Source organism: Dongia sp. (genome assembly GCF_041906375.1).
Taxonomy (GTDB): Bacteria; Pseudomonadota; Alphaproteobacteria; order Dongiales; family Dongiaceae; genus Dongia.
The window spans coordinates 334,240-356,689 of sequence record NZ_JAYRJJ010000001.1 but is presented as its reverse complement, the minus strand read 5'-3'; the positions used below and the strand labels follow the sequence as shown (position 1 = coordinate 356,689).

General features: G+C 63.1%; 22 protein-coding genes and 1 other RNA gene. 5 read left to right on the top strand and 18 right to left on the bottom strand.

The annotated features are described in order from the left end of the window. The first annotated feature begins 530 nt into the window (after positions 1-530). Together ACE3OA_RS01685 and ACE3OA_RS01680 are read left to right on the top strand one after the other, a co-directional pair. Positions 531-1,472 (top strand): tetratricopeptide repeat protein, encoded by a 942-nt coding sequence (locus tag ACE3OA_RS01685; RefSeq protein WP_374307147.1) that lies wholly within the window; start codon positions 531-533, stop codon positions 1,470-1,472. Continuing rightward, positions 1,469-1,603 carry a hypothetical protein gene (locus ACE3OA_RS01680; protein WP_374307145.1) on the top strand — a complete coding sequence of 45 codons (135 nt, stop codon included), beginning with the start codon at positions 1,469-1,471 and terminating at the stop codon, positions 1,601-1,603. Before ACE3OA_RS01685 ends, ACE3OA_RS01680 begins: the two co-directional genes overlap by 4 nt. A gap of 47 nt (positions 1,604-1,650) precedes the next feature. Here the strand turns inward: ACE3OA_RS01680 and rnpB are convergent. The 8 genes from rnpB to ACE3OA_RS01640 all read right to left on the bottom strand — a co-directional run bounded on the left by rnpB (position 1,651) and on the right by ACE3OA_RS01640 (position 9,242). After that, an RNA gene (rnpB, locus tag ACE3OA_RS01675) (RNase P RNA component class A) lies at positions 1,651-2,084 on the bottom strand. A 35-nt stretch (positions 2,085-2,119) separates the two neighbouring features. Then, positions 2,120-3,094: a phosphoribosylaminoimidazolesuccinocarboxamide synthase gene (locus ACE3OA_RS01670; protein ID WP_374307143.1), complete on the bottom strand. Its 975-nt coding sequence runs from the start codon at positions 3,092-3,094 to the stop codon at positions 2,120-2,122. Between the two features lie 83 nt (positions 3,095-3,177). Continuing rightward, entirely contained in the window at positions 3,178-4,050 is an 873-nt protein-coding gene (locus ACE3OA_RS01665; protein WP_374307141.1) for a hypothetical protein, read from the bottom strand. 112 nt (positions 4,051-4,162) lie between these two features. Beyond that, the gene (locus ACE3OA_RS01660) at positions 4,163-5,278 is read right to left on the bottom strand and encodes a DSD1 family PLP-dependent enzyme (RefSeq protein ID WP_374307139.1); all 1,116 of its coding nucleotides are present in this window, start codon (positions 5,276-5,278) and stop codon (positions 4,163-4,165) included. A gap of 8 nt (positions 5,279-5,286) precedes the next feature. Continuing rightward, a complete protein-coding gene (locus tag ACE3OA_RS01655) occupies positions 5,287-5,946 on the bottom strand; it encodes an N-acetylmuramoyl-L-alanine amidase (RefSeq protein ID WP_374307137.1) in 660 nt (219 codons plus the stop codon). Between the two features lies 1 nt (position 5,947). Further along, positions 5,948-6,829, bottom strand: a complete 882-nt coding sequence (locus ACE3OA_RS01650; protein ID WP_374307135.1) for a DMT family transporter — start codon at positions 6,827-6,829, stop codon at positions 5,948-5,950. A gap of 46 nt (positions 6,830-6,875) precedes the next feature. Then, positions 6,876-7,760 carry a DMT family transporter gene (locus tag ACE3OA_RS01645; RefSeq protein WP_374307132.1) on the bottom strand — a complete coding sequence of 295 codons (885 nt, stop codon included), beginning with the start codon at positions 7,758-7,760 and terminating at the stop codon, positions 6,876-6,878. A gap of 207 nt (positions 7,761-7,967) precedes the next feature. Continuing rightward, the gene (locus ACE3OA_RS01640; RefSeq protein WP_374309190.1) at positions 7,968-9,242 is read right to left on the bottom strand and encodes an ammonium transporter; all 1,275 of its coding nucleotides are present in this window, start codon (positions 9,240-9,242) and stop codon (positions 7,968-7,970) included. Between the two features lie 377 nt (positions 9,243-9,619). Between ACE3OA_RS01640 and ACE3OA_RS01635 the strand changes: the two genes are divergently transcribed. Together ACE3OA_RS01635 and ACE3OA_RS01630 are read left to right on the top strand one after the other, a co-directional pair. Continuing rightward, positions 9,620-10,186, top strand: coding sequence for a heme NO-binding domain-containing protein (locus ACE3OA_RS01635; RefSeq protein ID WP_374307130.1), 567 nt, complete (start codon positions 9,620-9,622; stop codon positions 10,184-10,186). Continuing rightward, positions 10,183-11,376: a sensor histidine kinase gene (locus tag ACE3OA_RS01630; protein ID WP_374307127.1), complete on the top strand. Its 1,194-nt coding sequence runs from the start codon at positions 10,183-10,185 to the stop codon at positions 11,374-11,376. Before ACE3OA_RS01635 ends, ACE3OA_RS01630 begins: the two co-directional genes overlap by 4 nt. Positions 11,377-11,386: 10 nt before the next feature. Here the strand turns inward: ACE3OA_RS01630 and ACE3OA_RS01625 are convergent, their stop codons facing one another. Beyond that, positions 11,387-12,211, bottom strand: coding sequence for an alpha/beta fold hydrolase (locus ACE3OA_RS01625; protein WP_374307125.1), 825 nt, complete (start codon positions 12,209-12,211; stop codon positions 11,387-11,389). A gap of 131 nt (positions 12,212-12,342) precedes the next feature. Here ACE3OA_RS01625 and ACE3OA_RS01620 point away from each other — a divergent pair, with 131 nt between their 5' ends. Next, entirely contained in the window at positions 12,343-12,888 is a 546-nt protein-coding gene (locus tag ACE3OA_RS01620) for a GNAT family N-acetyltransferase (protein ID WP_374307122.1), read from the top strand. Here the strand turns inward: ACE3OA_RS01620 and ACE3OA_RS01615 are convergent. The 9 genes from ACE3OA_RS01615 to ACE3OA_RS01575 form a co-directional block, all read right to left on the bottom strand. Further along, positions 12,885-13,283 (bottom strand): rhodanese-like domain-containing protein, encoded by a 399-nt coding sequence (locus ACE3OA_RS01615; RefSeq protein ID WP_374307119.1) that lies wholly within the window; start codon positions 13,281-13,283, stop codon positions 12,885-12,887. The two genes, ACE3OA_RS01620 and ACE3OA_RS01615, sit on opposite strands and share 4 nt — an antisense overlap. A gap of 61 nt (positions 13,284-13,344) precedes the next feature. Next, the gene (locus ACE3OA_RS01610) at positions 13,345-13,710 is read right to left on the bottom strand and encodes a VOC family protein (protein ID WP_320499519.1); all 366 of its coding nucleotides are present in this window, start codon (positions 13,708-13,710) and stop codon (positions 13,345-13,347) included. Between the two features lie 32 nt (positions 13,711-13,742). Then, positions 13,743-14,591, bottom strand: a complete 849-nt coding sequence (locus tag ACE3OA_RS01605) for a helix-turn-helix domain-containing protein (RefSeq protein ID WP_374307116.1) — start codon at positions 14,589-14,591, stop codon at positions 13,743-13,745. Positions 14,592-14,671: 80 nt separating this feature from the next. Beyond that, entirely contained in the window at positions 14,672-15,205 is a 534-nt protein-coding gene (locus ACE3OA_RS01600) for a PAS domain-containing protein (RefSeq protein WP_374307114.1), read from the bottom strand. A gap of 117 nt (positions 15,206-15,322) precedes the next feature. After that, positions 15,323-15,871, bottom strand: a complete 549-nt coding sequence (locus ACE3OA_RS01595; protein ID WP_374307112.1) for an MOSC domain-containing protein — start codon at positions 15,869-15,871, stop codon at positions 15,323-15,325. Then, positions 15,868-16,987 (bottom strand): peptide chain release factor 2 gene (gene prfB / locus ACE3OA_RS01590; protein WP_374307110.1). Its coding sequence is split into 2 segments (ribosomal slippage): positions 15,868-16,917 and positions 16,919-16,987, totalling 1,119 coding nucleotides; the frame shifts between segments, so codons are not numbered across the junction. The genes ACE3OA_RS01595 and prfB overlap by 4 nt, the downstream gene beginning before the upstream one ends. Before the next feature lie 77 nt (positions 16,988-17,064). Then, a complete protein-coding gene (locus ACE3OA_RS01585; RefSeq protein WP_374307108.1) occupies positions 17,065-19,932 on the bottom strand; it encodes a PBP1A family penicillin-binding protein in 2,868 nt (955 codons plus the stop codon). A 228-nt stretch (positions 19,933-20,160) separates the two neighbouring features. Beyond that, a complete protein-coding gene (locus ACE3OA_RS01580; protein WP_374307106.1) occupies positions 20,161-20,922 on the bottom strand; it encodes an ion channel in 762 nt (253 codons plus the stop codon). Between the two features lie 55 nt (positions 20,923-20,977). After that, positions 20,978-22,372: an N-acetylmuramoyl-L-alanine amidase gene (locus tag ACE3OA_RS01575; protein ID WP_374307103.1), complete on the bottom strand. Its 1,395-nt coding sequence runs from the start codon at positions 22,370-22,372 to the stop codon at positions 20,978-20,980. Positions 22,373-22,450: the final 78 nt, after the last annotated feature.

Sequence of the window (22,450 nt, the reverse complement as noted above, 5' to 3'; positions counted from 1 at the left end):
TTGCCATGCGGTTCTGGGAAATCTGCCATTAGCAATGGGATAGCATGGGATAGCATGGGCGTCAATGGGAATGAGCTGTAAAGCTATGGAAAATATTGGATTTTTCCGTTTTTGACCGATTTGGAAAAATCCCGATATGAATGTTAACAAGGACTTGGCGCACGCCCCTGATAACGAATGTTAACGAGATATATCAGGGGCTTCACCTCAAAACCATTTATGTTTGCAAAATGTTCTCATTCGTTCTCTAATGTTGACGCGGATAGGTGGGTGATAGGTTGATGCTCAGATTCGGGCAAGCGGCCCATTTTCACGCTGACCTCTGGCCGCGCTGAAAGGGGCGTGATGCTGCGTGAACTTACGCTTATTGCGAAAGTATTTTGCAATGTTATACGCTGAATAAGGGATGACACGATCACGGCCCGAACTTACTTCATCGATCGATGCGATCGATCAGATTTCCCGAATTCCCAAACGGAACCGATCATAGGAAGAAGCCCGTGGACCCTTGGCGCCGGAAGCAGCATGGCGTGAATGAAGCAAAACGGTCGCGCTCCTCCGCCCGCGCCACCGATCTGACCATTGCCAGATGGGGAAAAGCGGCCCTCGTCTGCGCGGCCATCGCAGCCGTTTGGTTTCTGATGCGGGACGACACGCTGCGCCTGCATGAGGGCGAGACAGCCGTACCGGCATCTTCGCTTGCCGCTGACAGCGCCACGACCGCCGATCCATACCAACTCTATCTTCAGCAGCAATATGAGGCGGCCCTCCCGCTCTTGCTGCCGCAGGCAGAGGCCGGCTTCTCGCTCGCGCAATGCATGGCCGGGAAGATCCTGGCGGAAGGCCGAGGCGGCGTTGCGCCGGACAGGATCGAGGCCGCAAAATGGCTCGACCTCTGCACCCGCGACACAAATTCCGAAGATGATGACGAGGCGCGGGAGATGCTCGACAGCCTCATCAAGACCGCTGGCTGGGACATCGTCGGCGAAGGAAAATACCGTTCCTTTCAATGGCAGCAGGCCTATCTCAACGCCGAGAAGGACGAGCCGGGCAGCGCTTCGGAATTGGTCTTGCGCGATCTCGGCACCATGGACGGCGACGCCGCCTTTGCCCTGGGTACCAAGCTCAATGACGGCAACAATTCACCGGTCGACTATGAAAAGGCCTTGCGCTGCTTCAAGCGCGCGGCCGAGTTCGATATCGCCGAGGCGCATTTCAACGTCGCTGTTGCCTACTATGCCGGCAAGGGCGTGAAAGCGGATCCGCGCGAAGCACTGAATTGGTTCAAGAAGGCGGCCGCGGGCGGCTTCGCTGAGGCCGCTACCATGGTGGGCGTCATGGCTGTGCGAGGTCATGGTATGGATTCGGACATCGACATGGCCCTCACCTATCTCAAGCGGGCCGCCGATCTCGGCGATCCCCAAGCGGGTCTGATCCGTGAATCGGTCGCAGCCGGAAACGTCCCGCAATGAACGCCGTCGCCATCCGCGGCCCTTACCGCGCCGGCAATCTTGGCTTTGCATCGGCCGCCATGATGCGCGCGGTGATGAGCGTGCGCGGCCATGGCGTTCCCGCTGACTGGGAAGAAGCGATGCGCCCTTGATGGCCGAAGCGCTGGCCCAGGGCAGCGACTTCGACTGAAGGAAGAAAGGCGCCAGACGGTCTGTAAGCCGGGTTCTGTCCAGGGCCGCAGCCGCGCACGATATGGCGGTTGCCCACCATCACTCACGCGCGTTCGGCCCCTGTATGGCCATTCATCTGGGACGCCCGTTACCGGACGCCTCGCGCGACCTACCCGAGGATCGGTGCGGAAAAGCACCTGCCCGGATTTCTCCGGACCCGCCCTCCTATCTGGTCTTGCTCCCGGTGGGGTTTGCCGTGCCGCTTCCGTTGCCGGTCGCGCGGTGCGCTCTTACCGCACCGTTTCACCCTTACCGTTCTCGAAAGAGCGGCGGTTTGCTTTCTGTGGCACTGTCCCTAGGCTTGACGCCCGCCGGACGTTATCCGGCACCGTTTTTCCGTGGAGCCCGGACTTTCCTCCCTCATCCCATTGCTGGGGCAAGAGCGGCCATCCGACCATCTGGCTGGGCCGAGGAGGTAGGCGCTTGGGCTGCCGGAGTCAAGCTTTAGCGAAAAACGGTGCCAGGTTACGCCGCACGCGATCAAGCACCTTTTCACCCGCCGGCGGGCGCTCGAATTTGGCGCCCGTGATCATCTCATAGGCGCGGATATAGACGGCCGAGGTCTCCAGGATGAGTTCTGCCGGGATCTCGGGGATGTCGTCCTTGTAGGGATCGCAGCGTGCCGCCACCCAGTTGCGCACGAAATCCTTGTCGAAGCTTTCCGGCTTCTCGCCCTTGGCAAAGCGCTCGGGATAGCTGGCCGCCACCCAGTAGCGGCTGCTGTCGGGCGTATGAATCTCGTCGGCCAGGATAATCTTACCCGCCTTGTCGATGCCGAACTCATATTTGGTGTCGACCAGGATGAGGCCGTTCTTCGCCGCCATTTCCTGGCCCCGTGCGAACAGGGCCAGCGCGTATGTCGAGAGCGTCGCCCATTGTTCGGCCGAGAGCAGCTTTTTCGCCACGATCTCATCGGGCGTCAGCGGCTCGTCATGGGCGCCGATTTCGGCTTTTGAGGTCGGGGTGATGATCGGCTTAGGGAGCTTCTCGTTATCCTTCATCCCATCGGGGAAGGTGAAACCGTACATGGTCCGCACACCCTTTTTGTATTGGGTGAGGATCGATGTGCCGGTGGTGCCGGCAAGGTAGCCGCGCACCACGATTTCGACCGGTAAAATGGTGACGCGCTGGCCAATCACCACATTGGGATCCGGATAGCCCAGCACATGGTTGGGGCAGATATCCTTCGTGGCCTCGAACCAGAAGCGGGCCGTCTGCGTCAGCACCTGGCCCTTGAACGGAATGGCCGCGAGGATCCGGTCGAAGGCGGAAAGCCGATCGCTGGCGATGATGATGCGCCGCCCGTCGGGCAGGTCGTAATTGTCGCGCACCTTGCCGCGGTAATGATTGGGCAGTTCCGCAATGGTCGCATCGGCCAGGATCTGGGCCGGATCGAGGGTCGCTTGGGTCATGTCATCCGTGGGGAAAGGGTCAGAATTGCCCCACTTTGTGCGCGGCCCGGCGGCAAAAAGCAACGATCCGGCGAACCCTCCCGCTATTTGGCCTGGATTGAGACGCTGATGGCGCCGTCCTGACCCGGAATCTTCGTCGATTGCTTGCCCAAAACACCCTTCAAGGGGCCGATAACGGGCGGCAAGGCGGTGCTGCCCATCAGCGGCACCTTGTAGTTGACGGCGCCCTTCATGGAGCTGTTGCCAGGGAAGGTGCCCTGGACCGGGGCGCCGATCTTATAGCTGGTCGTCTTGCCGACCGAATCCGTCTCGATCATCACGGCCAGCGCCTTGGGATCGATCGGCGCGGTGCCCGCGACCGTGGTCGTATCCTGGAAGGCGCCGTCGCCCCCCTCGCCGCCGGGGTCGCTGGTGAAATAGGTGTCGTTGACGCTGAGCGTGCCGCTGCAGCTTTGCGGCGACCAGGACTGGTAGCGGGCCGGGCCGAGATCGGGCGTCAGCCCTGCCACATCCTTCTTGGCCTGTTCCTGCTTGGCGACCATGCCCTGCACTTCGGCGGTCTGCGACATCTTCATGACTTCGGCCTGGATGCAGGCTTCGTCTTCACCGCATTTCTCCATCATGGCTTCCATATTGGCCATCATGTTGTCGCTCGGCGCGTAATTCTGCTGGAAGGCCTCGGCATTGGCCTGCCCCTTGGCGATCGCAGCCTCCTGCTCCGCTGTGGGCCCGTTCCAGCCGATCTGCGTGGCAGGTCCGGCGATCATCACGCATTGCGCCTTCAGCACACGGTCGATGGCGGTGCTCGACCATTGCGACTTGGTCTGCTCCTTCACGGCGAGGGTGATATTGACCGTGGCCGTGGCCCCTTCCGGCACCGGTCCTTTGGCAAGGGCCAGATTGGCGCTGAGCGGAAGGCTGAGCATGGCAAGTGTGGTCGCGATATTGAGGCGCATGAAAATGTCCCCTGTGTCTTGACGTCGAAATCGTGCCCGCAATGTGCCAAAGCTGCAATATCGGTTCAGTGACACCCGTCACAGTCTAGACATGGGCCCGGCACCCAGTGGGTCAGGCCAATGCACCGCGCGCGTCGATGGCCCAGATATCGGCGACCCTGCCGCCCCGCACAATGACGATCCAGTCATAGAGATTGACCGTCGGATCGCAATGACCGGGAATGAGGCGCAGCCTCTCACCCAATCCGGGCAAGACGCCGTTGGCGGCGCGCAGAATGCCATGCTCGTCGGACGGATTGGAGAAGGTGAGATCCGGGCGGGCGGCCACGGTCGGATAGCCGCAATCAATCGAATGCGCCTTCAGCCCCGCGTCGATGACGGCAAAATCCGCGCGCCGGCTCATCACCGAGGTCAGCACGAACAAGCTGTGAGAAAATCGCGGCGCTGCCGGGTCAGCTGTGTTGTCGGCATAGTCCCGGTCCATGAAGACATACGACCCCGGCTGGATTTCGTTATAGACGCCGCTTGCCGCTTCGTTCGGGAAGGTTCCCGTCCCGGCCCCGGTGATGACGGGCACCTCAATGCCGGCCCGTGCCAGAGCCGCTGCGAGCGCTGCCGCCCGCTCCGTGGCAAAGGCAATGGCAGCCTGCCGCTCGCCGGGTGTTCGCAAATGCTGGGCGGCGCCCTGGTAAGCATGAATGCCGCCGAAGCGCAGGTTCCTGCCAGCAGCGATCCGGGTGGCGAGTGCCACGCCGTCTTCGATATCGACAATGCCGCAGCGATGGCCGCCGACTTCGAGTTCGACATAGGCGTCGATCGGTGATGTTGCCTTTTCCGCCGCTTCGATCAATCGATCGAGGCCCAGATCGCTATCGACGCAGATACCGATCCGTGCGCGTGCGCTGAGACCCACAAGCCGCGCCAGCTTCGACGGCGCCAGCACCTCATTGGTGACCAGTACGTCGGTGACGCCGCCCTCGACCAGCGCTACCGCTTCGCTGACCTTCTGGCAGCACAGGCCCACGGCACCCAGCGCCATCTGCCGCTTGCCGATTTCAGCGCATTTGTGGGTCTTGCCGTGGGGGCGCAAGCGCAGGCCGCGCGCCTTGGCGTAATCGGCCATCAGGCGCAGATTGGCCTCGAAGGTGTCGAGATCGACGATCAGCGCCGGCGTTTCGATGGTGTCGATCGGCGTACCGGGAAGCAGGTCAGGACGCGGCACGGGCATTGCTTCACTCACATATTCAGAAGGCCATTGAGGATCGCCGCCAGTTCCGCATCCGGCGCATCGCTGAGGCGCTGCTGGCGGAAGTGCCGGCAGAAGGCGCGCGTCGCCGCGGCGCGGTCGCCGGCGTCATAACCGAAGCGCTGCAACCCGGCGAAGAATTCGTCATCGGACCATGGCACGGGTCGGGGCTGCGGCCACAGACCGATGCCGGCGGCGGCCAAGCCCCGCCAGTCAAAGAGCTCGCCCGGATCTTCCTTGCGCGTCGGCGCCACATCGGCATGCCCGATGACGCGCGCCGGCGGAATGGGATGCCGCGCCAGGATGCCCAGCGCCAGATCGCGCACCGCCGCCATCTGCACCGCCGGAAACGGGCGATAGCCGAATTCATGGCCCGGATTGACGATCTCGATCCCGATCGAGCGCTGGTTGATGTTGGTAGCACCTTGCCAGGATGAGAGGCCAGCATGCCAGGCGCGGCGGTCTTCCGGCACCAGATGAAAGACCCTGCCATCCTCCTCGACCACGTAATGCGCGCTGACCTTCGCCGCGCTGTCCCGCAGGCGGTCGATAGCGGCCTGCCCGGTCGGCATGCCGGTATAATGCATGAGCAGGATGTCGACCGGCTGGCCGTCGCGGCTGTCGTGATTGGGAGATGGCGCTTCGATCATGTCAGATGCCGGTCTTGGTGGACGGCGCCACCACGGCCGGGCGACGGATGACCACGATAGCAACCCCGGCCAAGGTGGCAAGCCCGCCCAGCACCATCTGCCAGGTGATGACTTCGTCCAGCATGAGATGGCCGGAAATGACACCGATCATCGGCAGCAGCAGGGTGAAGGGCATGACCTGGTTGACCGGATAGCGCCGCATCATGTTGTACCAGATGAGATAGCTGAAAATGGCGACGATGACCGACTGGAACAGCAGCGCGCCCCAACCCATCCAGCTCGCTTCCAACACCTGCGGCCACTGATTGCCTTCGATCAGGTAGGAAACCACGAGCAATTGCGGCGCTGCCAGGATGGCGATGTAGCCGTTGAGCTTCAAGGCGTCGAATTCGTCACCGAGCGCCTTTACCTGCACATTGGCGGTGGCCCAGACCAGGGCGGCGCCGATGACCGAGAGCAGCGGCCAGATATTGCCGGCAAAGCGCGGTTCGCCCGCAATCAGCACGACGCCGGCAAAGGCCACGGTCATGCCGGTCAGGCGCCGCCATCCCAGCTTTTCCTTGAAAAAGATGGCGGCGAGAATGGCGGCGAAGGGCACCTGCAGCTGTACGGCGATCGAGCTGGTGGCGGCGTCGAGATAGCGCATGCCGGTAAAGATCAGGCTGAAATGCATGACGCCCATGGTCATGGAGAGCGGAATGAGCTGCAGCAGCTTGCGGCGCGGCAAGCCGACGAATGGCAACAGCAGCAGAGCCACCAGACTGAAGCGCAAAGCGACGAAGAAGAGCGGCTCGAAATGCATCAGCCCGATCTTGGCAGCCACGAAATTGACGCCCCAGATGAGCTGACAGAGCAGCATGAGGGCGAGATGTTGCGGTTTCATGATTTGGCCTTCTACTCGTCTACGCCGTCATTGTTGAGAGTGATGTTCAAGCCCCCGGCCCCACGGGCTGGTTCACGACCTGCGGGCGGCGGATGATGATGATGGCGAGGCCCGACATGGTGAGGAGCGCGCCAGCGACCATGCGCCAATCCCAACCTTCGCCCAGCAGCAGGACCGCTGTGGTGGCGCCGAAGATCGGCTCCAGCAGGGTGAAAGGCATGACATAGCTGACCGGATACCTGCTCATCATCGCATACCAGATCCCATAGCAGAGGGCGGTGACGATCAGGACCTGATAGGCCATGGCACCCCAACCGGCAAGGCCGGCCTGCGTAACCGCCGTCATCTGGCCATGCTCAGTGGCGGCGGAAAGGACCAGCATCATCGGCCCGGCCACCAGACCGACCCAGCCATTGATGCGCCAACCATCCATATTCTCCGCCAATTTCTTGATGAGGAGGTTGGAGGCAACCCAGGAGACCGCCGCCAGCAGCATGAGGCCGACGCCGATCCAGCCGCCGCTGAAGGCAGGACGCCCCACCAGCACGGCGATGCCGATGAAGGCCAGTCCCATGCCGCTCCAGCGCCGCCAGCCGATCCTGTCGCCAAAGAGCCAGGCCGCGGTGAGGGCCGAGAGCGGCACCTGGATCTGGATGAGGATCGAACTCGTGGCCGCATCGACCCGGTTGATGCCGTGGAAAATGGCGCCGAAATGGATGACACCCAGGATCAAGCCCAGCGGCAGCAGCGCCTTGAGATCGCTCTTCCGAGGAAGGCCGATGAAGGGGCAGATCAGCGCAGCCACCGCGATCATGCGCAGGCCGGCAAAGAAAAGCGGCGGCCAATCGGCCAAGCCCCATTTCACGACGGCGAAATTGGCACCCCACAGGATCTGGGAGAAAGCCAGCAGGGCAATGTGGCGAGCGGGCATCGGATACTCGGGTGAACAGGGCGGCGGGGCTTCTGTTTAGCCGAAGGTCACGACTCTGAGTACCCGCACGGGGCGCATAGGGGGCATGGGAAAGTTGGCGCGCGCATTGGCTAAAACCGTTGCTTTCGCCCCCTCGCTCCCCTCAAAAAGAAAACGCCGCCGGGGCGTCCCACCCCGGCGGCGCAGGCTTTCGCTCTGGGATAAAGCTTACTGCACGGCCTCGCCATGAAGGGCGAGATCGAGCCCGTCGCGCTCGGCATCTTCGGCGACACGGCAGCCGATGATGAGGTCGACGACCTTGTAGATGATGGCCGAGCCGATGGCGGCGACGAGGATCGTCACCACCACGGCTTCGATCTGGATCAGCATCTGGCCGGTATTGCCGTCGATGACACCGACGGGCACGTCGCCGCCCTTGATGCTCATCGTGGCGAAGACGCCCGTCAGCAAGGCACCCAGCGTGCCGCCGATGCCGTGGATGCCGAAGGCATCGAGGGCGTCGTCATAGCCGAGCTTGTTCTTGAGGGTCGTCGAGGCGAAGAAGCACACCACGCCCGCCGCCAGACCGATGACGAGGGCACCTGACGGAGCCACGAAACCAGCCGCCGGCGTGATGCCGACCAAGCCCGCCACGATGCCGGAGATGATGCCCAGCACCGAGGCCTTCTTATGGAACAACCATTCGGCGGCGACCCAGGAGCAGCCGGCCGCGGCCGCCGCGATCTGGGTGGTGACCGCCGTCATGCCGGCCATTGAACCGGCCGAAAGCGCCGAACCGGCGTTGAAGCCGAACCAGCCGCCCCACAGCAAGCCGGCGCCGATGACGCTGTAGACCAGATTGTGCGGCGTGAAGGGCACCTTGCCGTGGCCGCGACGCTTGCCGATCATCAGGGCAACCACGAGGCCCGAGACGCCGGAAGCGATATGCACCACCGTGCCGCCGGCGAAATCCAGCGCGCCGAGATTGAAGAAATAGCCGGTGCCGGCCCACACCATGTGGCAGATCGGCGAATAGACCAGCAGCGACCACAGAATATAGAACAGGATCAACGCCGAAAACTTCATGCGGTCGGCGAAGGCGCCGGTGATGAGGGCCGGCGTGATGATGGCGAAGGTCATCTGGAAGAAGAAGAAGACCGTTTCCGGGATCGTGCCGGAGAGGGCTTCGGGCCCGACGCCGGATAGAAAGGCCTTCGAGAAATCGCCGACGAAGGCATTGCCCTCGCCGAAGGCAAGGCTGTAGCCCGCAACCAGCCACACCAGGGTGATGATGCAGCAGGCGGCCAGCGATTGCGCCAGCACGGTCAGCACATTGTTCTTGCGCACCAGGCCGCCATAGAAGAGCGCCAGGCCTGGGACCGTCATCATCAGCACCAGGACCGATGAGGTCAGCATCCAGGCGGTATCGCCCTTGTCGGCCGTCGGCACGGCATCCTGCGCCGCAGCGAGACCCGGCGCCATCAGCGCGGCGAGGGTCGCCATACCTGCGGTCAGGCTACCTGCGACCGGACCGCGGCCCCGCGTCAGGAGCCTCTGTTGCAATTTCGTATCGAGGGCTCCCCCGATTTCCCCGTTGGTGCGCATGCGCCTCTCCTGATTGTCGAAATATTCTTGCTGCAAAGCAGCACATGGAGAGCAACCTTCATGCCAATCGTAGGATTTATTGATTCAAAACAAGAATCTAGGCGTGCTCTCCCAAGGCGCGCTCAAATATTGATCAATGATGCGACAGTTGCCTAAATTTTGGTCATTCACTCATTTGCGGGAAACTTGTGTTGCTGAGTGCGGGCTGAAGCGCGTTACAGTTCCATGAAAATCGCACCCAGGATGTCCGCTGGGGCCATGAACCGGGGGCTGGCATGTTCGGGCTCGTCAATATCGCCGCCAAGGAACTGATCATCGGCGAGTTCGGGGCCGAGGCCTGGGAGACGATCCGTCATCGCGCCTATCTGGTCGATGATGATTTTGTCGGCATGCAGGACTATCCCGACGACCTCACTTATCGCCTGCTTGCGGCGGCGAGTGCCGTTCTCGGCCTGCCCTCGGACGACCTCCTCAAGGCCTTTGGCCAATATTGGACCCGCTTCGTGGCGCGGCGCGGCTTTGGCGAACTGCTCGACGTCTCCGGCCATTCGCTGACCGACTTCCTCGAGAACCTCGACAACATGCATGCCCAGGTGGGCTTCATCTTCGAGGGATTGAAACCGCCCTCCTTCCGCGTCACCGATGCCGGCGCGGGCCGCCTGACGCTGCACTATTTCAGCGACCGGCCCAATCTGGGGGCGATGGTGGCCGGCATGCTGCAGGGGCTGGAGGCGCATTTCCAGCTCGACATCCAGGTGTGCCAGACGGAGGAGAAGGCGAAGGGCGCTGATCACGACGTCTTCGAGGTGACCTTTACCCCGCGCGCGGAGGCGGCAAATTGAGCGACCTCAGCCTGGATGGGGATGCCCTCGCCACCCTCTTCCCCTTTCATTTCCGGCTCGATGCGGCCTTGCGCTTCACCGCAATCTCGCCGACGCTTACCCGCCTCATGCCGGAACTGAAGGCCGGCGACGCCTTTACCGATCATTTCCTGCTCGAACGCCCGGTCCTCCGCCTCAACTTCCAGGCCATGGCCGAATGCCGCCGCGTGATGTTCCTGCTGCGCGCCAAGCGCCCGCTCGATGCACCGGAACTGCTGCTGCGCGGGCAGATGCTCTATTTTCCCGCCGGCAATGAACTGCTCTATGTCGGCAATCCGCGCGTGCGCGATCTTGACGACATGAAGCATCTCGGTCTCACCATGCGCGACTTCGCGGTGGATTCGACGCTGACCGACTACCTCATCCTCATCCGCACGCAGCAATCGGCGCTGGCCGAGGCACAGCGCCTCGCCGGCGACCTCGCCAAGGCACGTGATGCGGCGCTGATGGCGTCCAACCAGAAATCCGAATTCCTCGCCAATATGAGCCATGAGCTGCGCACGCCGCTCAACGCCATTCTCGGTTTTTCCGAGATGATCACCAGCCAGATGGCCGGGCCGCTCAGCCAGGCCTATCAGGGATATGCGGCCGACATCCACAAGAGCGGCCGCCTGTTGCTCGCCATCATCGGCGACGTGCTCGACATGGCGCGGATCGAGGCCGGCTACCACACGCTGGATGATGATATCCTTTCCATCGACGAGCTGGTCGGCGAATGCATTCACCTGCTCGAACCCCGCGCCGAGGAGCGCGAGATCACCTTGTCCTACCGGACCGAGCTGCCCGGCGCGCGCCTGCGCGCCGACAGCCGCGCCCTGAAGCAGATCTGCCTCAACCTGTTGTCGAACGCGGTGAAGTTCAACAAATGGGATGGCGTGGTGGGCGTCTCCGTCACGCGCAACGAAGACGGCCAGCTTGCCATCGCCTTCGCCGATACCGGCCAAGGCATCGCCGCCGAAGACCTGCCGCGCCTCTTCCGCCCCTTCCAGCAAGCCGGCGCCGCGACCGCCCGCACCAGTGGCGGCACCGGCCTCGGCCTCTCCATCACCCGGACCCTGGTCGAAATGCACGGCGGCAACATCACCCTCGCCTCCGAACTCGGCAAAGGCTCGACTTTCACCGTGTTGCTGCCAGGGGAGCGGATCGTTTAGCCCGGCAAGTTCAATACTGAACCACAATCCCCTCGATCACCGCGTTGATCTCGTCGTGCTTGTGGCCGTACCAGGAGCCGTGGCCCATGCCGGGGAGGAGGTGGAGCCTGGCGCCGGGGATGAGGCGCGCTACTTCCTCGCCGTCCTGGGGTGGGGCTTCGACGTCTTCCTCGAACGCGAGGACATGGGTCGGCACGCGGACATTTTTCAATCCTTCGCGCTGGTCGAATCTGAGGCTCGCATCCCATTGCGGCACGAGCGATTCCTCGTTGCTGCCACTGTCCATCCATTCCAGCATCAAGGCCTTGAGCCGGGGCCACAGATCGCGGTCGCCCAAGGCACGCGCGGGATAGAGCATGGCAGCGTAATGCGTCACCCCCATCATGCCGTCGAGCCGGCCGCCGGCTTTGCGGAAATCGATCTCCGCTTCCTGATAGTCCCAGCCCCAGCCGGTGCTCCAGGCGCCGGTCCCCATCAGGATGGCGACGCGCTCCAGATCGGGATAGTCGATCATCACCTGCTGGATGATGGCCGACCCCAGGCTTGAGCCGATCAGCGCCACCTTGCGGCCGCCGCAGGCACCGCGAATGATCGCCGCCACGTCGGCCGCAAAGTCTTCAATGGTCCAGGGCATCGGCGCCGTACTGGTGGTGAGGCCGATGCCGCGATTGTCGAACACGGTCGAGCGGAATTTCGCGTCGAAATGGGGCGTCTGGAACCGCTGCCAATCGCGCCCCTTGGTGCCGCCGCCACCCACCCAGACGATGTCCGGGCCACCCACCGGCCCCGATTGGTCGTAGAAAAGGCGGGCATCCACGGTTTCGACATACGGCATGACTCAGTTCCCGTAGCGCTATTTTTTACGGTTGTATAATATGCTTTACACAGCGGTCAAATCTCGCCACGGTTGCGCCAAATGCGCTAAAAGGACGGCCTTGTTATGCGTTCCACGAGTCGTGAGCTAAGATGGTAGATGTTCCGGTACTGGAGACCGCTCGCCTGAAGCTGCGCGGTCACTGCCTGGCGGATTTCGATGCCGCCGTCGAGATCTGGAGTGACGAGGTCGTCACGCGGTTTCTCGGCCGCAACTTCACCCCCGAAGAAAGCTGGAGCCGGCTGCTGCGCTATGTCGGGCATTGGGATCTGCTTGGCTACGGCTTCTGGGCGATCACCGACAAGGCGAGCGGCCGCTTCATCGGCGAAGGCGGCATCTGCGACTTTCGCCGCGACATCACCTGGCCGGATTGCGTTTCGGGGGATGACGCGACGCGCGAAATCGGCTGGGCGCTGGGCGGCGCCTATCACGGGCAGGGCCTCGCTACCGAAGCCGTGCAGGCGATGACGAATTGGGCCGACCGGCATTTCGGCGGCCGGCGCACCATCTGCATCATCAACCCCAGCAACCAGCCATCCCTGCGCGTCGCCGAGAAATGCGGCTATGGCGAGATCGGCAGCGCCCGCTACAAGGACAACGACCTCAAGGTCTTCGGCCGCACGGCAATGGCGCGCTAACGGGCAGGCACGGGCTCAATCGGCCCGGCTGCACTCTTCCAGGCGGTGAAGCCGCCTTTGAGATGCGACACGGGCGCGAGGCCCATGTCCTGCGCGGTCTTGGTGGCCAGTGCCGAGCGCCAACCGCTGGCGCAATAGAACACGAAGCGCTTGGGTTCGGCGAAGACCGGCTTGTGATAGGGGCTCGCAGGATCGAGCCAAAATTCCAGCATGCCGCGCGGACAGTGAAAGGCGCCGGGAATCTTGCCCTCCCGCTCCAGCTCGCGCGGGTCACGCAGATCGACGAAGACGACGTCTTCACCACCGAGGTCGGCGATGGCCGCCGCCGGCTCCACCGCCGTGATGGCGGCATTGGCTTCGGCGAGCAGCTGTTGGTAGCCCTTGGTGATCGGCATCTTGGAAAAAACCTCCGGCAGGATCGGACTGCAAGCCATCCTGCCGGAGCGGCAGTCGCCGTCAAGCACCCATATAGACGGCCTCGACATTGTTGCCGTCGGGATCGATGAGGAAGGCGGCGAAATAGGTCGGGCTGTAATCGGCGCGCAGGCCCGCCCCGCCATTATCCTTGCCGCCGGCCTTCAAGCCCGCGGCGTGGAATTTCTCGACCGCCTTGCGGTCGGGTGCCGTGAACGCAATATGGCTGCCGGGCCCCTTGGCGCCCTTATGCGCATAGAGCCACAGCACCGCATTGCCGTCGGGGCCGAGGCCGGCGCCGTTTTCGTCCTGCGAGCAGACCTTGGCACCGAGCGGCGCCATCACCGCCTTATAGAACGCGACGCTCGCCGCCACGTCTTTCACATGCAAACCCAGATGATCGAACATTGAATGCCTCCAAAAGAACCGGGAGGCATGCTTTAGCGGGGCGTGCGGATCCGATCTTGGAGGATCTTGCGCTGGCCGGCGCCAGCCGCATGCGCGCGGCGGCGGAATTCGCGCGGGCTGATCCCGGCGGCCCGGCCGAAGGTGCGCACGAAATTGGAGAGATCGCCGAAGCCGATGTCATAGGCGATGTTGGTCACCGGCTGTTCGCTTTCGGCCAGCAGCCGCGCCGCCCGGCGCAGGCGCGCACGGATGAGATATTGATGCGGCGTCGCGCCGACGATCCTGGCGAAGAGCCGCAGGAAGTGAAAGGCGGAAAGCCCGCTCTCGCGCCCGGCCTTGGCAAGGTCGATGTCCTCATGCGCATGGGCATCGATCCAATGCGCCGCATCGACGATGCGCTTGCGGTCCTGCGGCCGGATGCGGTCGTCACCATGGCCGTCATCGCGCCCGGCCGCGGACATCTTGCCGAGAATGGCGAGGCCCACTTCTTCCAGCGCCAGATCGGTCTTGCCGGCAGCCGTCGCATCGGCGAGCTCGCCCAGCACCATGAAATCGGCACGCGGTGCCAGGGCGCCATGCTGCCACCCCGCACCCGCTTCATCGACCAGGGCCGGCGCCAGCCTGAAGCACAGGCATTCGTCGCCGCCGTCGTGATGATCATGCGTGCAGGTATATTCCTCGCCCGGCCGCCCGATCAGGAACGAGCCCGGCACCATGTCGAAATGCCGACCGCGATTGATATAGCCGAAGCTGCCCTTGCGGACGTAAGCGAAGGAAAAGGAATCATGCGCCTCGGCATAGGGCGTCGCCTCCGGTCCCGCCTCGCAGCGATAGAGGGTGGCCGACAAATGCGGCGTTTGCGTCAGTTTCGTTGCCAACATGATGATTCAAAGCCTATTGGGCCGGAGAGCATCGGGCAAATCACGATTGGAAACTTGGCAAATCTTGCTTTGCCGCGACCTCAGGTCGATGGCGCCGCCTGGCTTCCGCCAACCGGAACGGTAACGCCGCAGATGCCGACGACCTCGCCCTTCGCGTCGCCCAGCGGCAGCATCAGGCGCTCGGTACTGATGAAATCGCGACCTTCCAGCGTGACCGGCCCGACAAAATAGAACGGCAGGCGCCGTTCGATGATCCGGCGATAGCGGGCGATTCCGGTCGCATAGGAGGCGGCGTCATAAAGATCGATGAACCGCTTGCCGGTGGCGTCGATGCCCATCACATCGCGGCCGGTGGTGCCGATGAGCCGGTAGCGCGGCATCAGAACGTCACCTTCATAAAGGTCGACGAGGCGGAAATAGGGCAACAGCCCAGTGATGTCCGATGGATCGATCATGCTGCGCCGTGGCAGCGCATCGCCTGCCAGTGCCCGCAAGGAGCACCAGTAGTCGTAGCATTTGCGCAGGACCGGGCCGGTGCCGGCGAGGTCTTCCGCTCGCTCGATGAAGGCCTCTCGCGTGGCCGGCAGCAGATCCGTGTTTACCGAAGCCGTCATCTCGCTCCCGCCGGAAGGCGCCTATGCCCTTCCCTCCGCTTCATTTTTAGCATGTCCATGGATGGTATCGCTAGACCGGCCGGATCAATCTCAAACCACGGCCAGCGGCCGCCGGGCTCAAACCACGGCCAGCGGCCGCCGGGACCCCTCGGGCAGACGGATTTCGATGGAATCGCCCACCCTCACGTCGCCGTCCCTTATGACGACCGCCATCACCCCGGCCTTGCGGATGAGGTTCCCCTCGGTGTCACGATCGAGCACGGCTTGCATGAGGCCCTGCCGGAACTGGTCGATCTGGATGCAAGGATTGCGCAGGCCCGTGATCTCGACGATGGCCTCGGCCCCCAGATGCAGGCGTGCAGCCTCCGGCAGCCGCAAGAGGTCGAGCCCGCGCGTGGTTACGTTCTCGCCCATATCGCCCGGATTCACCGAAAATCCCCGCACGGCCAGTTCGTCGAAAAGCTCGGCCTGGATGAGGTGCACCTGGCGCAGATTGGGCTGGGTCGGATCCTTGGCAAGGCGGCTCCTGTGCTTGACCGTCTCGCCCATATGCGCATCGCCGGCAACGCCGAGGCCGGTCAGCAGGCGGATTTCAAGAGCAGGTTGCTTGGAGAAATTGTGTCCGCGCGCCAGCGAAACACCGACGACGCGCGGACCCTCGATCACGCCGGCTCCCCTTCGCCGCCATGCACCTTGGCGGCAAGCGAGGCCGAGAGGAAGAGATCGATATCGCCGTCGAGCACGCCCTGGCTGTCGCTGGTCTCGGCGCCCGTCCTGAGATCCTTGATCATCTGGTAGGGTTGCAGCACGTAGGAGCGGATCTGATGGCCCCAGCCGATATCGGTCTTGGAATCGGCGATCGCTTGGGCCTTTTCCTCGCGAATGCGCAATTCGCGCTCATAGAGGCGGGCCTTCAGCATGTCCATCGCCATGGCGCGGTTGCGGTGCTGCGAGCGGTCGGCCTGGCAGGAGACAACAATGCCGGTCGGCTCGTGGGTGATGCGGATGGCGCTGTCGGTCTTGTTGATGTGCTGGCCACCCGCCCCTGAGGCGCGGAACGTGTCGACGCGTAGATCCTTGTCGAGGATCTCGATCTCGATATTGTCGTCGATGACGGGATAGACCCAGACCGAGCTGAACGAGGTGTGGCGCCGCGCGTTGGAATCGAAGGGCGAGATGCGCACCAGGCGATGGACACCGCTTTCCGATTTCAGCCAGCCATAGGCATTGGGCCCTTTGATCTCGATGGTCGCCGATTTGAGGCCGGCTTCTTCGCCCGCACTTTCTTCCAGCCATTCGACCTTGTAGCCGTGCTGCTCGGCCCAGCGCGTATACATGCGCAAAAGGATCTGGGCCCAGTCCTGGGCCTCGGTCCCGCCGGCGCCGGCATGGACTTCGAGATAGCAATCGTTCTGGTCGGCTTCGCCCGACAGGAGACTTTCGAGCTCGCGCTGGCCGGCCTTGACCTTCAATTCCTTGATCAGCTTTTCGGCTTCGTCGACCGAAGCGGTATCGCCCTCCATCTCGCCCAGCTCGGCGAGGGTCAGCGCATCATCGAGCTCGCGCTCGAGGGACTTGTAGCCGTCGAGGGAATTTTGCAGATGGGTGCGCTCGCGCATCACCTTCTGTGCCTTTTCAGGCTTGTCCCAGAGGGTCGGGTCTTCGGAGAGGGCGTTCAGTTCGTCGAGACGACGCAGGGCGTTGTCCCAGTCAAAGATGCCTCCTCAGCAGGGCCAGGGAAGATCGGATCTCCCCCGCCGCCGCCTCGATCTCAGCGCGCATGATGATGCCTTTGGATTGCTCAAATATCGAATTCGGGCCGGAACATGCCCATTGGAACGGGTCGCGTCAACCACCCCTCAATAGAGCCCGGAATCGCCCCCGCTGGGGGCCGGCGGCGGGATCAGGACCGGCGCCTGTTGCTGCTGCACCGGATATTGCGGCTGAACCGGATATTGGGGCTGCTGGCCCGGAAGCTGCTGGTTGGGCAGCGCTCCCGGTACCGGCTGAACCGGGACCGGTTGGCCGGGCGGGATGACCATGGGCTGCTGCTGATATTGCGGCTGCGGATAGACGGGTTGCTGGCCATAGACCGGCGCCTGCTGGCCATAGGCCGGCTGCTGGCCGTAACCGGGCTGACCCGCCGCCGGCTGCTGCTGCCCGCCCTGGTAGACGCCCGTTGAATCGATGATCGTCGTCCCGCTGTCGTTATAGACACCCTGATTGCCGTAGGGATTGCCGAAAGGCCCGGTCGGGATGACCGAGCCATAGCCCGCATCCTGGCCGTAATTGGCATAGCCTTCGATGATCTGCTGTTGACCGGTCGGCTCGGTGCCCGGCTTGAAGGCTTCCCAGATGGCGAGCCCCTCGTCGCCGGCAACCCAGCGTTCGCCGGTCTTCTCGTTGACCTTGACCAGGCGCACCCCGGGCGGCACGCGGAAGGGTGTCGCCGGTTTGTCCTTCAGGGCCTCGATCATGAAGTCGCGGAAGATCGGTGCCGAAAGCCGGCCGCCGGTCGCCTTGGCCCCCAGCGAGCGCGGCTGGTCGAAGCCCAGATAGACGCCGGCCACAAGGTCCGGCGAATAGCCGATGAACCAGACGTCGCGACCGTCATTGGTGGTGCCGGTCTTGCCCGCAAGCGGCTTGCCGACGGCCTTCACCGCCGAGGCCGTGCCGCGCTGCACGACACCTTCCATCATCGAGACCATCTGGTAGGCATTGGCCGGGTCGAGCACCTGCGGCCGGTCGTCGGGAAGTTCCGGCGGCGGAGCGCCGTCATAGCTCGCACTCTGGCAGCGGTCGCATTTGCGTTCGTCATGGCGATAGATGGTCCAGCCCTGCGCGTCCTGCACGCGGTCGATGAAGGTGGGCACCACCTTCTTGCCGCCGTTGACGATCTCGGCATAGGCACCGACCATGCGCAGCGCCGTCGTCTCCTGGGCGCCCAGCGACATGGCAAGCGTCTGCTGCAGCTTGTCGACGGCGCCTAAGCGCTCGGCCACTTCCGCCACCTTCGCCATGCCGATGGTCTGCGCCATGCGGATGGTCATCAGATTGCGCGAATGCTGCAGCCCTTGCCGCATCGTGGCCGGCCCGAGGAAGTTCTTCTCGAAATTCTCCGGCTGCCACAGCGGCAGGCCCGGGCCCTGGTCGATGGCGATCGGCGCATCGAGGATGATGGTCGAAGGCGTGTAGCCAGCCTCGAGGGCGGCCAGATAGACGATCGGCTTGAAGGATGAGCCCGGCTGGCGCATCGCTTGCGTCGCGCGGTTGAACTCGCTCTGCTTGTAGGACCAGCCGCCGGTCATGGCGAGCACGCGGCCGGTATGCGGGTCCATCGCGACGAGCGCGCCGGAAATCTCCGGCACCTGGCGCAGATGATAGAGCGGCAGGCCTTCGGCCTTCTGCTGCTTTTCGATCTTGTTGCCGTTGACGTCGAGTTCCTCGACATCATCCAGCTTGTCCTTGTCGGAGACCTTGGCTTCGACGGCGACGACGTCGCCGACCTTGAACACATCGACGGCACTCTTCACCGCCGGGCCTACCTTGCCTTCCGGCGAACGGCGCCGCGCCCAGGCGAGATCGTCGAGCCTGATCAGGCCTTCCTGGCCGTCGGTGAAGCCGATCTTGGCCTCGCCCTTGTCGACCGACAGCACCATCGCCGGCTTCCACGCGTAGAGCCACGGCACGTTGCCGAGCTTGGTCAGCGTCTTCTGCCAATCGTCGAGACTGTCCGTGTGATTCAGCGGGCCGCGATAACCCTGGGTACGGTCATAGGCCACGAGATGTTTGTGCAGCACCTGGTCGGCGATCTCCTGGAGATGCGGATCGACCGTCGCCTTGACGGTAAGGCCCTTCTTGTAGAGCCCGTCCTCGCCGAAGCGCTGCACCAGTTCGCGCCGGACTTCTTCGGCGAAATAATCCGCCTCGAACCGCTCCTCGCCGCTGCGCGCCTTCTGCACCAGCGGGGTCGCCACGGCCTCGGTGGCCTCTTCCTCGGTGATGTGACCGTCTTCCAGCATGCGCGAGACGACCCAGTCGCGCCGCTCCTTGGCTGCGTCCGGAAACTTGGCGATCGAATAATTGTTGGGCGCCTTGGGGAGGGCCGCGAGATAGGCCGCCTCGGCAACGCTCAGTTCATCCAGTGACTTGTTGAAATAGTTGAGCGCCGCCGCGGCAACGCCGTAATTGCCCTGGCCCAGATAGATCTGGTTCAGATAGAGCTCGAGGATGCGGTCCTTCGAGAAGGCCTTCTCGATGCGCAGGGCGAGAATGGCTTCCTTGATCTTGCGGTCGATCGACCGTTCGTTCGTGAGCAGGAAGTTCTTGGTGACCTGCTGCGTGATGGTCGAGGCACCGACAGGCCGCTTGTCCGACCCGTAATTCTTCAGATTGACGATGATGGCGTTGATGAGGCCGGGGATGTCGATGCCGGCATGGCTGTAGAAGGATTTGTCCTCGGCCGCGAGGAAGGCATTGATGACCCGCTTCGGAATGACCTTGATCGGCACGAAGACGCGGTTTTCGACGGCATATTCGGCCAGCAACCTTCCGTCGCCGGCATAGACGCGGGTCGTGACGGGCGGATCATAGGCCGCCAGCTGGTAGTAGTCCGGCAGGCCCTGCGAGTAGTGCTCATAGACCAGCCAGGCACCGATGGCCCCCACGGTCGCCAGGACCATGAAGATGCCGACCAGAAAAGAGAGGATACGCGTCAATCGGTTCATATCTGGCTTTTCGTCACAAATCTGCCCGCCATGGATATGGCCGGGCGCGGGGCCGCAATTCCGTGGCTTCGCGTAAGGCAGGCATGCCGCAAGATCAAGGCAATTTTACGACCTTTGGCAGCAGGGCGGGTCGAACCGGACGTCCGCCAGACGCAGGCTCCCCCGAAAGCGCGGATTTTCGGGAAGTAACCCAATAACGTCAAATCGTTAATCCGGGATTGACCCGGATCAGGCAGCCCCCTCGTCTTCGATGTTCAGGATCGTCCCGCAGGCCTTGCAATGGACGGCGTCGTGATCGTGGCGGGTCAGGCCGCAACGCGGGCATTTATGCAGCACCTTGGGGGGCCGGATGACCACCTGCACCAGGCGCAGGAACAGCGAAACGCCGAAAATCATGATGAGGACCGCGATCATCTTGCCGCTTGTCCCGGTCAACGTCACGTCGCCGAAGCCGGTGGTGGTGAGCGTGGTCACCGTGAAATAGAGCGCGTCGGCATAATTGGCGATGCTCTTGTTGGTGTAATGCTGGGTTTCGTAAACGATGGCCGTCATGACGAACATGAAGATGCCGAGATTGAGGCCGGCTAGGACCGTCTGCTCGTTGCGCCGGAAGAAAGCGAAATCCTGGCGCAGGCGTTTGAGCAGCTGATAGGAGCGCAGCAGCCGCAGCATGCGCGCCACGCGCAGGAAAGCGAGGCCTTCGCCAATGATTGGCGCCAGCAACGAGACGATCACCACCAGATCGGCCAGGCCGAACGGGTTGACGATTTCGGCCAGGCGGTTGCGACTGATCCAGAGCCGCGCCGAGAAATCGGCAACGATGCCAAGGCCGATCAGCGCGTCGATAAGTTCCACCGGCAGCGGATGCGGGATGAAGGAGGAGATGACGAGAAAGGTGACGGTGACGAGATCGAAGATCAGCAAGCCATAGCGGAACCGATGCGCGCGCCTGGTATCGCCGAGATAGAGCTCGCTGAGCAGTTTCTTCATGCAGCACTCCCAGCGCGCATTCCGCAGTCGACTGCCCGCTTTTCGATCGGGCCGGTCACGTCCGTTTGATGCTGTCCTGCCAGTCGAAGAAAGACTGGATCGCGCGCGAGATCGCCTTGGCGAGCCCCTTCTGGTGGGATTTGTTGGTCAGCAGGCGCTGGTCCTCGTCGGACGAGATATAGCCCATCTCGAGCAGCACCGAGGGAATATCCGGCGCTTTCAGCACCGCAAAACCGGCGAAACGATGGCTCTGTTCCAGCATCAGGGTGTCGCGCTTCAGCGACTTCACCAGCATCTTGGCAAAGCGGGCCGATAGATTTGTCGTTTCGCGCTGCGCCAGGTCGATGAGGATACCGGTCACCACCTTGCTCTCGTTGGAGAGATCGACGCCGGCGATCACGTCGGATTTGTTCTCCTTGGCCGCCAGCGCCTCGGCCTCGGAATCGGATGCCGTTTCCGACAGCGTGTAGACCGAGGCACCGCGGGTCTTCGCATTGGCGTGACTGTCGGCATGGAGCGAAATGAAGAGGTCCGCGGCATCGTCGCGCGCCAGCTTGAAGCGATCGCGCAAGGGGATATAGACATCCTTGTCACGGGTCAGTTCGACCCGGAACCGGCCGGTCGCCAGCAATTCCTTCTTCAGCGCCTTGGCCACCGCAAGGGTGATGGTCTTTTCCATGGTGCCGTTGCCGATCGCGCCAGGATCGATGCCGCCATGGCCGGGATCGATGATGATGAGTGGCTTGCGCTTGCTTTTCTTGAGGGCCTGATCGGTCGGCTTCAAGGTCGGAACCAGAATCGCAACGTCCGCCGCTTCGGGTTCCGGTACCACGATCTCGGAGGATCCCTTGGCCGACACCGGCACGGCCAGCGGATCCGGATCCACCGTTGGCCCGCCGGCATTGTCGACCGGCCCTTCCTTAGCCAGGGCCGGTTCCTTGGCAACCGCCACGGTCGTTTCGGTGGCAGTCGGCGCAATGGCCGTGCCGTCGCTGGCAAAGAGAGTCCGGCGGATCTGGCCCATGAAGGCCGTCTCGTCGGTCGGCTTCAGATCGATCAGGAGGCGCCGCGGCAGTTCCGCCGTCTTGTCGACCAGCGTCACCTGGGCCACTTGGGCCGGGGCCGCGAGGTCGAGGACGATGCGCGATGTCCCCACTTTGAACAGGCCATAGCGCATGGCAGCGACGAGGCCGCGCCCCTGCAGCTTGCGCCCGGCGGGAATCTGCCAGTCGACCTCGTCAAGGTCGATGACGATGCGGAATGGGTCGGCCAGGGCGAACACCTTGAAGCCGGTCTCGGCGGTGAGGTCGAGCACGACTCGCGTCAGCTCAGGTTCCACCCCCAGTTTCGCATCCGTGACCGCGGGCTTTGCCAAGGCAGCCGGCATCGCAACCACCGACGGCCCCAGGAGACCGACCAGCAGCAGCAGGCCGACGCGCAGCAGCGACATAAAATTGTGGCTCTTCCGCATGTTGCCGGTTCGTTGCGTGAATCTCCCGTAATATAATTCCGTAACTAGCTGAAAGGC

Excerpts from the sequence above, each read along its gene's own strand:
- ACE3OA_RS01635 (WP_374307130.1), top strand. The coding sequence starts at position 9,620 with ATGTTCGGGCTCGTCAATATCGCCGCCAAGGAACTGATCATCGGCGAG.
- ACE3OA_RS01585 (WP_374307108.1), bottom strand. The coding sequence starts at position 19,932 with ATGAACCGATTGACGCGTATCCTCTCTTTTCTGGTCGGCATCTTCATG.
- ACE3OA_RS01650 (WP_374307135.1), bottom strand. The coding sequence starts at position 6,829 with ATGAAACCGCAACATCTCGCCCTCATGCTGCTCTGTCAGCTCATCTGG.
- ACE3OA_RS01640 (WP_374309190.1), bottom strand. The coding sequence starts at position 9,242 with ATGGCGACCCTCGCCGCGCTGATGGCGCCGGGTCTCGCTGCGGCGCAG.
- ACE3OA_RS01610 (WP_320499519.1), bottom strand. The coding sequence starts at position 13,710 with ATGTTCGATCATCTGGGTTTGCATGTGAAAGACGTGGCGGCGAGCGTC.
- ACE3OA_RS01660 (WP_374307139.1), bottom strand. The coding sequence starts at position 5,278 with ATGCCCGTGCCGCGTCCTGACCTGCTTCCCGGTACGCCGATCGACACC.
- ACE3OA_RS01670 (WP_374307143.1), bottom strand. The coding sequence starts at position 3,094 with ATGACCCAAGCGACCCTCGATCCGGCCCAGATCCTGGCCGATGCGACC.
- ACE3OA_RS01645 (WP_374307132.1), bottom strand. The coding sequence starts at position 7,760 with ATGCCCGCTCGCCACATTGCCCTGCTGGCTTTCTCCCAGATCCTGTGG.
- ACE3OA_RS01680 (WP_374307145.1), top strand. The coding sequence starts at position 1,469 with ATGAACGCCGTCGCCATCCGCGGCCCTTACCGCGCCGGCAATCTTGGC.
- ACE3OA_RS01615 (WP_374307119.1), bottom strand. The coding sequence starts at position 13,283 with ATGCCGATCACCAAGGGCTACCAACAGCTGCTCGCCGAAGCCAATGCC.
- ACE3OA_RS01625 (WP_374307125.1), bottom strand. The coding sequence starts at position 12,211 with ATGCCGTATGTCGAAACCGTGGATGCCCGCCTTTTCTACGACCAATCG.
- ACE3OA_RS01575 (WP_374307103.1), bottom strand. The coding sequence starts at position 22,372 with ATGTCGCTGCTGCGCGTCGGCCTGCTGCTGCTGGTCGGTCTCCTGGGG.
- ACE3OA_RS01655 (WP_374307137.1), bottom strand. The coding sequence starts at position 5,946 with ATGATCGAAGCGCCATCTCCCAATCACGACAGCCGCGACGGCCAGCCG.
- ACE3OA_RS01605 (WP_374307116.1), bottom strand. The coding sequence starts at position 14,591 with ATGTTGGCAACGAAACTGACGCAAACGCCGCATTTGTCGGCCACCCTC.
- ACE3OA_RS01580 (WP_374307106.1), bottom strand. The coding sequence starts at position 20,922 with ATGAAGAAACTGCTCAGCGAGCTCTATCTCGGCGATACCAGGCGCGCG.
- ACE3OA_RS01620 (WP_374307122.1), top strand. The coding sequence starts at position 12,343 with ATGGTAGATGTTCCGGTACTGGAGACCGCTCGCCTGAAGCTGCGCGGT.
- ACE3OA_RS01600 (WP_374307114.1), bottom strand. The coding sequence starts at position 15,205 with ATGACGGCTTCGGTAAACACGGATCTGCTGCCGGCCACGCGAGAGGCC.
- ACE3OA_RS01665 (WP_374307141.1), bottom strand. The coding sequence starts at position 4,050 with ATGCGCCTCAATATCGCGACCACACTTGCCATGCTCAGCCTTCCGCTC.